The organism is Leifsonia sp. LS1 (assembly GCF_020521355.1).
GTDB lineage: Bacteria > Actinomycetota > Actinomycetes > Actinomycetales > Microbacteriaceae > Leifsonia.
On record NZ_BPER01000003.1, the window covers coordinates 61973 to 76379 of the forward strand.

Here is a 14407-nt window from a genome sequence, read left to right on the forward strand (position 1 = left end):
ACGACAATGACAACACGACTGCGCATCGCCGTCATCGGCGCCGGGTACTGGGGCCCGAACCTCGCCCGGAACTTCCGCGGCAGCCCGGACTGGGAGCTCGTCACGATCTGCGACCTGGACGCCGCGCGCGCCCGCCGTGTCGCCGACCAGGTCGGACTCGACCGCATCGACACCGACCTCGCGACGGTGCTCGCCGATCCCGCCATCGACGCGGTCGCCATCGCGACCCCGGCCCGCACGCACCACGACATCGCCCGCGCCGCCCTCGCGGCGGGCAAGCACGTCATGGTCGAGAAGCCGCTCGCCGACACCGGCGAGCGCGGACAGGCCATGGTGGCCGCCGCGCGCGAACGCGGCCTCGTGCTCATGGCCGACCACACCTACTGCTACACGCCCGCCGTGCTCAAGATGCGCGAGCTGATCGAGGAGGGGACGCTCGGCGAGATCCTGTACGTCGACTCCACCCGCATCAACCTCGGTCTCGTCCAGCCGGACGTCGACGTGTTCTGGGACCTCGCTCCCCACGACCTCTCGATCATCGACTTCATCCTCCCCGGCGGTCTGCGGCCCACCACGGTCTCGGCCCACGGGGCCGATCCGCTCGGTGCGGGCAAGTCGTGCGTCGGATACCTGATGATGCCGCTCGCCGGTGGTGCGATCGCCCACGTGCACGTCAACTGGCTCAGCCCGACGAAGATCCGTCAGATGATCGTCGGCGGCACCAAGCGGACCCTGGTCTGGGACGACCTCAACCCGCAGCAGCGACTCAGCGTGTACGACCGCGGCGTCGACCTCGACCTGCAGGCGATCGACGGGGCGGAGCGGCGCGACGCGACCGTCTCGTACCGGCTCGGCGACACCTGGTCTCCTGCTCTGCCCGAACGCGAGGCGCTCGGAGCGATGGCGCAGGAGTTCGCGGGCAGCATCCGCGAGGCCCGCGCGCCCCGCACCGACGGCCGTGCCGGGCTGCGCGTGCTCTCGGTGCTGGAGGCCGCATCCCGCAGCCTCGCCGGCGGCGGTGCCGTCACCCCGGTGGACGAACCCATCGACCTGGCGACCGAGTTCGAGCTGGCGGGAGGCGCGCGATGACCGCCCTGCAGGGAGCGGACGTGCTCGTCACCGGCGGCGCCGGGACCATCGGCTCCACCATCGTCGACCAGCTGCTCGACGCCGGCGCCTCCCACATCGACGTGCTGGACAACCTGGTCCGCGGTCGCGTCGCCAACCTGGAGGGCGCCCTGGCCTCGGGCCGCGTCACTCTGGTCGAGGGCGATCTGCGCGACCGCGACCTGGTGCACGACGTGACGCGCGGCAAGGACGTCGTGTTCCACGAGGCCGCCATCCGCATCACCCAGTGCGCGGAGGAGCCGCGTCTCGCGCTGGAGGTGCTCGTCGACGGCTCGTTCAACGTCTACGAGGCCGCCGTCGCCGAGCGCGTCGACAAGCTCATCACCGCCTCCAGCGCCTCGGTCTACGGCCTGGCGGAGGAGTTCCCGACCGGGGAGCGGCACCACCACCACAACAACGACACCTTCTACGGCGCCGCGAAGTCGTTCAACGAGGGGATGCTCCGCAGCTTCCGCGCGATGAACGGCCTCGACTACGTCGCGCTGCGCTACTTCAACGTCTACGGGCCGCGGATGGATGTGCACGGCCTCTACACCGAGGTCCTGGTGCGCTGGATGGAGCGGATCGCCGACGGCACGCCGCCGCTGATCTTCGGCGACGGGCTGCAGACGATGGACTTCGTGGTCGCGTCCGACGTGGCGCGCGCGAACATCCTGGCCGCCGCGAGCGACGTGCGCGAGGGCGTCTACAACGTCGCCTCCGGGGTCGAGACGAGCCTGCTCGGGCTGGCGGAGGCGCTGCTCGCGGCGATGGACTCCGACCTCCCCGTCGAGCACGGCCCCGAGCGGGCCGTCAACGGCGTCACCCGCCGCCTCGCCGACACGACCGCCGCTGCGCGCGACCTCGGCTTCACCGCCGAAGTGCCACTCGAGCAGGGGCTGCGCGACCTCGTCGACTGGTGGCGTCCGCTCCGCGACGAGATCGCGGCCGGGCGGGAACTGGTGGCGTGATGGAGCGCATCAACGTCATGAAGCCGTGGCTCGGGGCCGAGGAGGTCGCCGCGGTCACCGAGGTCATCGAGTCCGGCTGGGTGGCCCAGGGGCCGCGCGTCGCCCGCTTCGAGCAGGAGTTCGCGGCGGCCATGCAGACCCCGCACGCGGTCGCGGCCTCCAGCTGCACGACGGCCCTGCACCTCGCGCTGGTCGTGGCGGGAGTCGGGCCGGGCGACGACGTCGTCGTCCCGTCCTTCTCGTTCATCGCCACGGCCAACGCGGTGGTCTACGTCGGCGCCCGGCCCGTCTTCGCGGACGTGGACGAGCGCACCGGCACTGTCACGGCCGAGACCCTCGCCGCTGCGCTCACCGACCGCACCCGCGCGGTGATCGTCGTCGACCAGGGTGGCGTTCCGGCCGACCTCGCGCCCATCCGGGCCCTGACCGACCCGCGGGGGATCGTCGTGGTCGAGGATGCCGCATGCGGCGCGGGTTCGACGTACCGCGGCCGCCCGGTCGGAGCGACGGCCGACGTCGCCGCCTGGTCGTTCCACCCGCGCAAGCTGCTCACGACGGGCGAGGGCGGGATGCTGACGACCGCGAACGCGGAGTGGGCCGATCGCGCCCGCCACCTGCGTGAGCACGCCATGAGCATCTCCGCCGCCGATCGGCAGGCCAGCCTCCTCGCGCCCGCCGAGCAGTACACCGAGGTCGGCTACAACTTCCGCATGACGGACCTCCAGGCCGCCATCGGCATCGTCCAGCTGGCGAAGCTCCCGGCCATCGTGGAGCGCCGCCGCGAGCTGGCGGCGCGCTATGCGGATCTCCTGGCCGATCTGCCGGGGGTTCGCCCGGTGACCGACCCCGAGTACGGCACGGGCAATTTCCAGTCGTACTGGGTGGAGGTGCCGGACCGCGAAGGCGTGCTGGCCTCCCTCGCCGAGGCGGGCGTCTCGGCGAGGCGCGGCATCATGGCCTCCCACCGCCAGCCGGCGTATCGCGACCGGGACACCGGCGCGGCGTCGCTCGCCGTCACCGAGCGGCTGACCGACGGCACGCTCATCCTGCCGTTGTTCCACCAGCTGACGGGGGCCGAGCAGGACCGCGTCGTCGACGCTCTGCGCGCCGCGGTCCCCGTCGCCTCCCTCGCCTGACCTGCGCCCGTCCCTCCTCCCGCCTCGTCGAGGCGGCGAGAAGTGCTCGCGAAAACGCCGAGGCGGCGAACAATTCGCCGTCTCGACGCGGGCTCTGTGAGCGGCCCCCCGGAGAGGGGGAGACGCGGAGATCGCAGGTGAGTTATTCTCAGTTGTGCGTAAGTGAGGATGAATCAGTTACGTGTCCGCGGGGGTCTCGCCCGCGGTGGAAACGGACTTCGGATGGGGGAGCACCGTGAGAGACCTGCTCTTGCTCGGCGCGAGCGGATTGGCACGAGAGGCCGCCGCCGCTGCCCAGAGCCGGCACCGCGTGATCGGCGTGCTGGACGACGACCCCGCCCTGCGCGGCACACGCGTCGCCGGCGCCGAGGTGCTCGGCGGAATGGCACACGCGGCCGAATACGACGCCGACCTCCTGGTGTGCGTCGGCTCCGGGGCGGGCCGCCGATCGGTGGTCGACCGGCTCGATGCGCTCGGCGTCGACGACCGGAGGTACACGACCCTGATCGACGACGCGGTGCGCGTCCCCGACGGCTGCACGGTCGGCGCCGGCAGCATCCTGCTCGGCGGGGTCGTGCTCACGGCCGACGTGACGATCGGCCGCCACGTCGTGGTGATGCCGAACTCCACGCTGACGCACGATGTGCGCCTCCACGACTTCGCCACCGTGACCTCCGGGGTCTCGCTCGCCGGCTCCGTGCGGGTGGGGGAAGCCGCTTACATCGGCATGAACGCCGCCGTGCGGCAGGGTCTCGCGATCGGCGCCGGAGCGGTGATCGGGATGGGTGCGGCTGTGCTCGCCGATGTCCCCGACGGCGAGACCTGGGTGGGCGTCCCCGCCCGGCCCGTGGGCGTCCCGCACCCGGAGGGCCGATCGTGAGCGCCGGGCTGGCGCGGGTGACGGTCGTCATCCCGTGCTACAACTATGGCCACTACCTGCCGGCCGCCGTGCGCAGCGCTCTCGAGCAGCCCGGGGTCGACGTGGACGTGATCATCGTCGACGATGCGTCGCCCGACGGCAGCGTGGCCGTCGCGCGGGCGCTGGCCTCCCGCGACGCCCGGGTGCGCGTGATCGAGCACGAGCAGAACCGCGGCCACATCCGCACCTACAACGACGGGCTGGCGGAGGTCACGGGTGACTACGTGGTGCTGCTCAGCGCGGACGACCTGCTGGCGCCGGGAGCGCTCGCCCGATCGACCGGGCTGATGCGCAGGCACCCCCGCGTCGGCCTCGTCTACGGCTACGCGCCCGAGTTCAGCGAGACGCCGCCGCCGCAGCTGCGGGCGCGCGCCCGCGAGCAGGTGTGGAAGGGGGATCGCTGGCTTCAGCGCATCTGCGACCGCGGCACCAACCTCATCGTCAACCCGGAGGCGATCCTGCGCCGCGACGTGATGGACCGCCTGGTCGGCTACGACCCCGACCTGCCGCAGACCGCGGACATGGAACTGTGGATGCGGGCCGCGGCGATCTCCGACGTCGGCCGGGTCGCCGGCCCGTACCAGGGGTTCTACCGGGTGCACGACGCGAACATGCACCTCACGGACTACCGTGGCCTGCTGACCGAGATCCGTGCCCGGCGCGACACGTTCACCTCCTTCTTCGACGGCCCGGGAGCCGGTCTGCCCCGAGCGCGGGAGCGCCGCGACGCCGCTCACCGCACCCTGGCCGCGGAGGCGGTGCGCCTCGAACGCGTCGCCCGTGCCGGTGGCGGCGGGCTGGACCCCGACCTGGCCGACGACTTCTCGGCCTTCGCCGCCGAGACCTGGCCGGGAATCACAGCCACCCGGCTTTGGCGGCAGACGGCGACCCGGCGGCACCGCCCGCCCGGCGCCCTGCGGCGCGCCGTCGAGTCGCAGGTGACGAGCGTGACCGGAGCGCTGCGCTGGCGGCGCTGGAGGCGATACGGCCTGTGAGCACCCCCACCCCGACCCCGGCCCCGGATCCGGCCGTCGCGAACGAGGCGGCCCAGGCGCCCGCCGCGCCCGCACCGCCCCGGCGGTCCCTCGGCCGCGCGGTCGGAGGCGGGCTCGCCTGGAGCACCGTCAACAACCTGGTGCTCCGCATCGGAAGCCTCGCCGTCGGCATCGTGCTCGCCCGCATCCTCGCGCCCGAGCAGTTCGGCGTGTACGCGGTCGCCCTGACCGTGCAGTCGGTGCTGATGACGCTGGCGGATCTCGGCCTGAGCGCCGACCTCATCCGCTCGCCCGACCACGAGCGCCTCGCTCCGACCGTCGCCTCCCTGGGCCTCACCGTGGGCGGCGCACTCACCATCGTGATGATCGCGACCGCGCAGCCGGTCGCCGACCTGATGGGGAGCCCCGCCGCCTCCGGCGCCATCGCGGTACTCGCCGTCACCCTCGTGCTCGGCAGTGCGGGCGTCGTCCCGTACGCCGCGCTCCAGCGGAGGTTCGCCCAGCGCCAGCTCTTCGTCATCGCCTCGATCGACTTCGTCGTCGGCACCGGGATCACCCTCGGCCTGCTCGCCGCCGGCTGGGGTGTGATGGCGCTCGCCGTCGGACGGGTCGTCGCGCAGACGGCGACCCTGGTGCTGCAGTTCGTCTTCGCGCGCGAGCGGCCGCGCTACGGCTTCGACCGCTCGGTCGCCCGCGCCGTGCTCGCGTTCGGCATCCCGGTCGCCGGGGCGAACGTGCTCTCGTGGTCGCTTCTGAACATCGACAACGTCGTGATCGCCCACGTCGTCGGGGCGACCGCTCTCGGCTTCTACGTGCTCGCCTTCAACATCTCCAACTGGCCGATGAGCGCGATCGGGCAGATCGTCCGATCGATCGCCCTTCCGCTCTTCTCGCGCACGGAAGGCGGGGGAGTCCTCCCCGCGACGGCCGCACTGACCTGGGCGATCGCGCTCCCCGCCGGCGGCTTCCTCGCCGTGCTCGCGGCGCCTCTGATCGTGGTCGTCTACGGGGAGAAATGGCTCCCGTCCGCGAGCGTGCTCGCGGCCCTCGGCCTGTTCGGGGCCCTCCGCGCCCTCTTCGACCTGTTCGCGTCCTTCCTCCTCGCGCGGGGAGCCTCCCGTGCCGTGCTCTGGACGCAGCTCGTCTGGTTCGTCGCGCTGATCCCGGCGTTGATCGTCGCGACCACGTCCTGGGGGATCGTCGGCGCGGGATGGGTGCACCTCGCGGTGTCCCTCGTCTTCGTGCTCCCCGCGTACTTCATTGCCCTTCGGCGGGCCGACGTCCGCCTCGGGGAACTGGTGCGGGCGTGCCTGGTGCCGACGGTCGCGATGCTCCCTGCGGCCGCGGCGGGCCTCCTCGTCGCCTCTCTGCTCCCCGGCGCCCTGCTCGCCCTGCTGGGCGGTGCCCTCGCCGGGGGCATCGTGTACGCCGCATGCGTGCTCCGCTGGTTCCTGCGCCGGGCGAAGGCGGCGCTGGCCGCCGGTCGCAGCGCCGAGCACGCGCGCTGAGTCCGCCCCGCCTCTTCCGGTCTGCGCCCCGTTAGGGGGCAAGACCACCCGAAAAAAGCGAGGTATTCTCATTCTGCAAGAGGTGAGGAAGAGTCATTTACCCGACCGACCAACCCGCCTCTTCTGGGGATGCTCGCGTGCCCGACGCGAGGAAGGATCTTTGGTCTCATGATCGTCAGTCAGAAGGTTCCCGCGGTCGACCTCGCGTGGCAGCACGCGCAGGTCGCCGACGAGGTCCGCGCCGGCTTCGACCGCGTGCTCGCGACGACGGGGTTCATCCTCGGCGCCGAGGCCGAGGCGTTCGAACGCGCGTACTCCTCCTACTGCGGCGTCACCGACACGGTCGGCGTGGGGAGCGGGACCGATGCGGTCGAGCTCGCCCTGCGCGGGGCGGGTGTCGGGGCGGGCGACGAGGTCATCATCCCTGCGAACACGTTCGTCGCGACGGCGGAGGGGGTCGCCCGTGCGGGTGGCGTCCCGGTGCTCGTCGACTGCGACGAGGACTACCTCATCGACGTGGAGCAGGCGGCCGCCGCCGTCACGCCACGCACCCGCGCCGTCGTCGGCGTGCACCTCTACGGCAGGCTCGCCCCCATCGAGCGGCTCCGCGCGGCCGTCGGCCCCGGCGTCGCGATCGTGGAGGACGCGGCCCAATCGCAGGGCGCGCGCAGCAGCGTCAGCGGCCTCCGGTCCGGAGCGCTCGGCGACGTGGCCGCCACGAGCTTCTACCCCGGCAAGAACCTGGGCGCCTACGGCGACGCCGGAGCCGTCACCACGTCCGATCCCGCGATCGCCGAACGGGTGCGTCGCCTGCGCAACCACGGCGGCACGGCCAAGTACGAGCACCTCGAGATCGGCACCACCTCGCGTCTCGACGGGCTGCAGGCGGTCGTGCTCTCGGCCAAGCTCGCGCGCCTCGACGCGTGGAACGAGCGTCGCCGCGCCGTCGCCGACCGGTACGACGAAGCGCTCGCCGGCCTCCCGGGGGTCGTCCTCCCGCGGCGCGGCGACCGCGGGGAGCACGTCCACCACCTCTACGTCGTCCGGGCGCCCGAGCGCGACCGCGTCGTCGCCGAGCTGAACGCTCAGGGCATCGGCGCCGCCGTCCACTACCCGGCACCCGTGCACCGCACCCCGGCCTTCGCCCACGTCGGCGGCTCGCATCCGCGATCCGAGGCGTTCGCGGCCGAGATCCTCTCGCTCCCGATCCATCCCGGACTCGCGGACGATCAGCAGGAGCACGTGATCGAGGCCGTCCGCCGGAGCCTCGGATGAGCGCCCTGACCGCGCCGGACCGTGTCGGTCCCGCGCGGCACGCTCCGATGGCGGCGACCGGCGAGCCCACCGTGACCGTCGTGATCCCCTGCTACAACTACGCGCTCTACCTGCCGGAGGCGGTGGCGAGCGCCCTCTCGCAGGAGGGCGTGCGCGTGGACGTCGTCGTCGTCGACGACGCCTCCACCGACGAGTCGTTCGCGGTCGCGCGTGGCCTCGCCCGGTTCGATGCGCGCGTCCGGGTGTTCGCGCACGCCGAGAACCAGGGAGCCGTCGCCACCTTCAACGACGGCCTGGCCGAGGCGACCGGCGAGTACATCGTCCGCCTCGACGCGGACGACCTGCTCACCCCCGGCTCGCTCGCCCGCTCGGTGGCCCTCGGGGAGGCGTTCCCGGCGGTCGGATTGATCTACGGCCACCCGGTGCACTTCAGCGGCGTCGTCCCCTCCGGGCACCGCGACCGCGTGAAGGCCTGGGACGTCTGGCGCGGCGGCGATTGGCTCGCCGACCGCTGCCGCCGCGGCGTCAACTGCATCACGTCGCCCGAGGTCGTGCTGCGCCGCAGCGTCGTCGACGAGGTCGGCGGCCAGCGACCGCTCGCCCACACGCACGACATGGAGATGTGGTTCCGCGTGGCCCGCGCCTCCGACGTCGGCTGGGTCGCGGGCGTCGACCAGGCCTGGCACCGCGAGCACGACGGCAGCCTCTCGCGGTCGAACGACGTGCTCTCCGATCTGCACGAGCGGGCCCTCGCGTTCGAGGTGCTCTTCAGCGACGGGATGGGCGACGAGGCCGAGAACCAGCGTCTCCTGAGCATCGCCGAGCGCGCCCTCGCCGACGAGGCGCTCGCCCGCGCCGCCTCCGCGTACGCGAAAGGCCGCGGCGGCTCCGCCGAGACGGAGGCGTACCTGGAGTTCGCCGCCGCCCGCGGGGTCGATGTCGACCGCCTCCCGCACGCGCGCACCGTGGCCCACGCCGAGCGCGTCGGGCCCGCCCGCGCCCGGTTCTCGCCGACGGTCGTGGCGCGGGCCGGACTCTTCCGCGCCTCACGCGAGTTCGGCCGGTTCGCCTGGCGCGCGAGGGGGGTCTGACCGTGTCCGCCTCCTCGATGGTCAACCGGGCGACCGGCATCCTCCGCGACGAGGGCGTGGGCGGCCTGACCGCACGCGCCCTGCGCAAGGCGCACCGCAAGTGGGGCGACAACGCGGAGGAGCTCAACCTGCTCGCGGACGATGTCGCCGACTCCGCCCGCGTCGCCCCGGCTCCCGCCGGCCGCGTCGTCCCCGAGGGCGAGCCGCTGAGGATCGGGTGGGTCGTCAGTGCTCCAGGCCCGGCGTCGGGCGGCCACACCACGATGTTCCGATTCGTGGAGGCGCTCGAGCAGGCGGGGCACACGTGCGTGCTCTACGTCTACGACGGCCACGGCGGTCCGGCAGCCGCCTCCGAGCAGCTCATCCGCACCTGGTGGCCGCGCGTGCGCGCCGAGATCCGCGACCTCGCCGACGGCCTGGGCGGGATGGACGCGTACATCGCCACCGCCTGGAACACCGCGCACGTGCTCGCCAGCCGCGGCGCAGGCGTCCCCGGGCGCCGCTTCTACCTGGCGCAGGATTTCGAGCCCTACTTCTACCCGCGCGGCAGCGCCTACGAGCTCGCGGAGGACACCTACCGCTTCGGCTTCGAGTCGATCACGGTCGGCCACATGGTCGCCGACGAACTCCGCCGCCGCTTCGGCGTCGAGTCGACGGTCGCCGAGTTCGGCTGCGACACCTCCCGCTACGGGGTGACGGCGCAGACCGGCCGCGACGACGTCGTCTTCTATGCCAAGCCCGGGATCGCCCGGCGCGGTTACGAGCTCGGGGTGCTGGCACTGGAGCGGTTCCACCGGGATCACCCCGACGTCACCATCCACACCTTCGGTATCCCGGCCAAGCGCCTCCCGTTCCCGGCGGAGGTGCACGCGCACCTGACCCCGGACGCGCTCAACGACCTCTACAACCGCTGCGGCGCCGGCCTCGCCCTCTCGTTCACGAACGTCTCCCTCATCGCCAGCGAGCTGCTCGCGGCCGGGGTCGTGCCCGTCGTCAACGACTGGCCCGGCACGCGCGCCGACCTCGACAACCCGCACGTCGCGTGGGCGCGACCGACGCCGCAGGGCGTGGCCGACGCCCTGGCCGACGCGCTGAGCATCCAGCGGGCCGCCGGCCCGCGTGCGCTCCGCGCCTCCGTCGACGCGCTGAGCTGGGAGCCGGCCAAGCAGGCCGTCGTCCGCGCCGTCGAGCGCGCCTGCGCCCGCGGGGATGCCCCCGCCGAGCCCGAAACCGCCACCGCGAGGATGGAGCGATCATGACACTGCGCAGCATCTGGGCCATCGTGGTCCGTTGGAAGTGGGTGCTCCTTCCCGGTCTCGTGGTCGCCCTGGGCGTCGGCGGCTTCCTGTTCATGAAGACCCCGCGCACCTACACGGTCGAGTCGAGCTACCTCTTCCTCTCGCCGGTGAAGGACGTGAAGGGGGTCGCGGGCAATCCGCTCCTCACCCTCGGCAACGGCGTCCCGCTGTCCGTCGACGTGGTCGCCGTCTCGCTGATGGACGGCGACACGGTCCGGACCTTCTCGGAGCACCACCCCGACCTGAAGTACACGGTCAGCCGTGACACCTCGCTGGCGGCCCCGCTGATGACGATCTCGGTCGAGGACAGCGACCTCGCCTACGCGCGCTCGACGCTGGACGCACTGGGCAAGCTGGTGCCGTCACGGCTGGACGCCTTGCAGCAGAAGGCCGGCGCACCGCAGGAGCAGTGGGTCACCACCACGAACCTGACCACCGACCGCAAGCCGACGATCTCGTACAGCACGCCCATCCGCAACGGCCTCATCGGCTTCGCCGGTGTGATGCTGGTGGTCGGGATCGCGGTCGCGATCGCCGAGCGCATCCGCGCCGGGCACGTCCAGCGGGCCGCCGCCCCCGTCCGCAAGCGCACCGACACGATCAAGGCGCTCCCGGTGCAGGAAGAGCTGCTCTCGACGGCGAAGCGCGCCGCCGGAGGCAAGACGGCACGGCCGGCGCTGACATCGCACAACTCCGGCCTCGGCGGCTGACGGGGACGACGGAGCCGACGTGACCGTCCTCGCCGGGAAGCCCGATCGCACGGGGCAGGTCGTCGACCCGCCCCGGGCGAGGGATCGGCGACGCCTCGACCCGCTGGTCGTCTTCCAGATCTATCTCGTACTGCTCGTCTTCTCGCCCGCGATCTACGTCATCAAGCCGCTCGGAGCCGCCGGGACCCCGGCGACGGTCTTCGGCTGCCTCGTCCTGCTGCTGTGGATCGTCGGGCGGCTGAGCTCGAGCCGGGAGCGCATCGGGCTGACGCCGGTGCACTGGATGGCGCTGGCCTACGCGGCGGCGATGGTCCTCAGCTTCGTCGGCGGGATGCTGCGGCCGATCAGCGCGGAGGAGGTGTCGTCCTCCCTGCGCGGGCTGATCTCGCTCGCGGGCGGGATGGGTGTCATCCTCTACGCGGCGGACACGATGCGCACGCGCGCCGCGCTGTCCTCCCTGCTCCGGTTCGCGGTGCTCATGGGCGCCTGCCTGGCGGCGATGGGCATCCTGCAGTTCTTCACCGGCCTCGATGTCGTGTCGCTCCTCCACCTGCCCGGCCTGCAGGCGAACAGCGATATCGGCGGCCTGTACGTGCGCGCGGGCTTCCGTCGCATCAGCGGCACGGCGACGCACTCGATCGAGTTCGCCGCCGTGCTCGGGATGCTGCTGCCGCTCGCGGCGCACTACGCGCTGAACGCGGCGAACCGGCGCTGGTGGGCGTGGGCCCAGTTCATCGTCATCCTCGGCGCCCTCCCGCTGACGGTCGCCCGGTCGGGCGCCATCGCCCTCCTGCTGGGCGTGCTGTTCGCACTCCTCATCGCCTCGACGTCGCAGCGGCTCAAGTTCCTCCTCATCGCCCCGATCGCCGCGCTGGTCTTCCGGCTCTTCGTGCCCGGCCTCTACGGCGCGATCGGGAACCTCTTCGCCGATGCGGGGAGCGACAACTCGATCAGCGGGCGCACTCAGGACTTCCAGGCGGTGGAGGCGTTCTTCGCTCAGTCGCCGCTGATCGGGCGCGGACTCAACACCTTCATCCCGAGCATCTACCGGACGTTGGACAACCAGTACCTGGCGACGGCGGTGGAGGCCGGGCTGATCGGCGCCCTCGCCCTCATCGCGTTCTTCGGGGTGCCGTTCGTCGCGTCGCTGATCGCCGGGGCAGGTGCGCGCGACCGTTTCGTGCAGACCCAGGCGTTCGCCATCGCCGCGGGCATCGCCTGCGCGGCCATCCTGGCGGCGACGTTCGACTTCTTCAGCTTCCCGATGGCGTTCGGCACGCTCTGCCTGCTGGTCGGGGCGGCGGGAGGCGCGTGGCGCGTCCACCGGGCGGAGGCCGCGCTCGCACCGGGCGGCCGGCCCACGGTCGCCGCCCCGAGACCGCCCGCGCTGCTGCCGCGCTGGGCGATCGTGCTCGGCGCCGTCGCCGCGGGGCTCGCGGTGTTCGCCGCCTGCTTCCTGGCCTCCCGGCGCGCCGAGGGTGTCTTCGAGGCGCGGGAGTCCGTCGTCCCGCAGGTGGACCCTCCTAAGTCGACCAACGCCTTCGACACCCGCATCGACACCGACGGCCTCTCCGTCGTGCTCAAGTACCGGATGGACGGACAGCAGGTGCACGACGAGCTGGCCGCAGCAGGCGTCGACTACTACGCGGTCGCCGTCGGCTCCGGCAGCCTCGCGCCCTACACGGACGTGCTCGGCTACGGCGATCTGATGCAGCTCGCCGCCCGCGGGGCGACCGTGGACCAGGCGAAGGAGAAGCTGATCACCCTGCGGACGACCTTGCAGCAGCAGCTCGACGCGCTGCAGGGGCCGGCGACCAACCCGGACCTGCACATCCGGCTCGAGGACTCGTTCTCGTCGATCGAGGTGTTCAGCGTGCCGGTGAGCCGCACGAGTGCCATCGCGGGAGGCGCCGTGCTGGGCGGCTTCGTGGCCGCGCTCGCGGCGCTGCTGCTCGCCGTGCCTCGCCAGCGGCCCACGCGACCCGCGCCGAAAAAGAAGGGAGCGGCGTTTCGTTTGACAAGCGTTTGGGAGAACGGATAACATCCGCTCACGATTAATGATGTTTCGTCATCTGTGCTATACAGGGAGGCGATTCGCGGCCATGCCCCCAAATGGGGGCCGGAGCCGCGGGTCTTGTCAGTGATCACCTCTCACAGGTCGACCCCCGCCGACACTGGAAGGAACATCCCCCTCGTGAAGCAGTTCTTCAGATCGATCCTGGGCACGCGTGTGCGCAAGGTCACGGCCATCGCCTCCGCGATCGCCGTGGCGCTCACCCTGACCACGGTCTCGGTCGCCTCTGCGCACAGCTTCAGTCAGCACCGCACGACCGCCTCCGCGGCGTCCACGCAGTGGAACGACTGGAAGAAGCACCACCGCTACAGCGCATCGAAGCCGACGACCGAACCGGCGCCGCCCCCCTCGGCGACCGCGACCCCCGCCCCCACGCCGACCAAGACGTCGACCCCGGCACCGACGAAGTCTCCGTCTCCGACGCCGTCGTCGACGCCCACCACGTCGCCGACGACCGACCCGAACGCCGGATCGGGCGCCTGGCCCGACGCGTCGAACACGGGCGTGCCCGCCGGGGTGACGCTCACCCCCTCGGGCGGTATGACCATCACCACGGCCGGGACCGTCGTCTCGGGACTCGACATCAACGGCGACGTGCTCGTGCGCGCGGCCAACGTGACCATCGAGAACTCGAAGGTGCACGGCCGCATCGACACGAGCGACAACGGCGGCGCGCCGAACACGATGATCAAGCGCGTCGAGATCATCGGCCCGTACAACGGCGCCAAGGACTCGGGCTCGCCCGCGGTGGGCTACACCGGATTCACGTGCGACGGCTGCGTCATCCACGGCTGGGGCAAGGGCTTCGGTCTGGTCAAGGACGTCACGATCAAGAACTCGTGGGTCTACGACATCGTCGTCTACGGCGACCCGGCCAATGGCGGCAGCCACAACGAGGCCATCCTGAGCCTCGGCGGCACCAACCTCACGGTGACCAACAACCGTCTCGACGCCGGGGATGCGCCCAACGTCTCCGCCTCGCTCGCCCTCTACAGTCAGATGGCCGCGTTCAACAACGTGCTCGTGCAGGGCAACCTGTTCGACGGCGGCGGCTACTGCGTCTACGCCGGCCTCGGTGGCAGCTATGGCGCCAGCAACACGCGCTTCATCGGCAACACCTTCGGCGACAAGTACGACAAGAAGTGCGGTGGCTACGGTCCGGCCATCGCGTACGCGACCGGCAATGGCAACCAGTGGGCGGGCAACGTGCTCCAGTCCTCCGGTGCGACCGTGGCGACCCCGGGTCGCGGCTGACCGGAAGCGCCTGATCGGAACGGCGTGAAGAGAGCGGCCGGACCCTTCGGGGCCGGCCGCTCCGTCATA

At 72.1% G+C, this 14407-nt stretch carries 12 protein-coding genes; all 12 read left to right on the top strand.

Annotation, left to right across the window (positions count from 1 at the left end):
- Positions 1–6: 6 nt before the first annotated feature.
- On the top strand, positions 7–1089 hold the full coding sequence (locus tag LLS1_RS06520) for a Gfo/Idh/MocA family protein (RefSeq protein WP_226654106.1): 1083 nt from the start codon (positions 7–9) through the stop codon (positions 1087–1089).
- Entirely contained in the window at positions 1086–2078 is a 993-nt protein-coding gene (locus tag LLS1_RS06525) for an NAD-dependent epimerase/dehydratase family protein (RefSeq protein WP_226654114.1), read from the top strand. The genes LLS1_RS06520 and LLS1_RS06525 overlap by 4 nt, the downstream gene beginning before the upstream one ends.
- Positions 2078–3214, top strand: a complete 1137-nt coding sequence (locus LLS1_RS06530) for a DegT/DnrJ/EryC1/StrS aminotransferase family protein (protein WP_226654116.1) — start codon at positions 2078–2080, stop codon at positions 3212–3214. Before LLS1_RS06525 ends, LLS1_RS06530 begins: the two co-directional genes overlap by 1 nt.
- A gap of 235 nt (positions 3215–3449) precedes the next feature.
- On the top strand, positions 3450–4094 hold the full coding sequence (locus tag LLS1_RS06535; protein ID WP_226654123.1) for a NeuD/PglB/VioB family sugar acetyltransferase: 645 nt from the start codon (positions 3450–3452) through the stop codon (positions 4092–4094).
- Positions 4091–5128: a glycosyltransferase family 2 protein gene (locus tag LLS1_RS06540; protein ID WP_226654125.1), complete on the top strand. Its 1038-nt coding sequence runs from the start codon at positions 4091–4093 to the stop codon at positions 5126–5128. The genes LLS1_RS06535 and LLS1_RS06540 overlap by 4 nt, the downstream gene beginning before the upstream one ends.
- On the top strand, positions 5125–6636 hold the full coding sequence (locus LLS1_RS06545; RefSeq protein ID WP_226654127.1) for a lipopolysaccharide biosynthesis protein: 1512 nt from the start codon (positions 5125–5127) through the stop codon (positions 6634–6636). Before LLS1_RS06540 ends, LLS1_RS06545 begins: the two co-directional genes overlap by 4 nt.
- Before the next feature lie 168 nt (positions 6637–6804).
- Positions 6805–7911 (top strand): DegT/DnrJ/EryC1/StrS aminotransferase family protein, encoded by a 1107-nt coding sequence (locus LLS1_RS06550; RefSeq protein WP_226654129.1) that lies wholly within the window; start codon positions 6805–6807, stop codon positions 7909–7911.
- Entirely contained in the window at positions 7908–9002 is a 1095-nt protein-coding gene (locus tag LLS1_RS06555) for a glycosyltransferase family 2 protein (protein ID WP_226654131.1), read from the top strand. The genes LLS1_RS06550 and LLS1_RS06555 overlap by 4 nt, the downstream gene beginning before the upstream one ends.
- A gap of 2 nt (positions 9003–9004) precedes the next feature.
- The gene (locus LLS1_RS06560) at positions 9005–10261 is read left to right on the top strand and encodes a glycosyltransferase family 1 protein (protein WP_226654133.1); all 1257 of its coding nucleotides are present in this window, start codon (positions 9005–9007) and stop codon (positions 10259–10261) included.
- The gene (locus tag LLS1_RS06565; RefSeq protein ID WP_226654134.1) at positions 10258–11010 is read left to right on the top strand and encodes a hypothetical protein; all 753 of its coding nucleotides are present in this window, start codon (positions 10258–10260) and stop codon (positions 11008–11010) included. The genes LLS1_RS06560 and LLS1_RS06565 overlap by 4 nt, the downstream gene beginning before the upstream one ends.
- 19 nt (positions 11011–11029) lie before the next feature.
- Positions 11030–13051 (top strand): O-antigen ligase, encoded by a 2022-nt coding sequence (locus tag LLS1_RS06570; protein ID WP_226654136.1) that lies wholly within the window; start codon positions 11030–11032, stop codon positions 13049–13051.
- A 153-nt stretch (positions 13052–13204) separates the two neighbouring features.
- Positions 13205–14338, top strand: a complete 1134-nt coding sequence (locus LLS1_RS06575) for a hypothetical protein (RefSeq protein WP_226654138.1) — start codon at positions 13205–13207, stop codon at positions 14336–14338.
- Positions 14339–14407 lie beyond the last annotated feature (69 nt).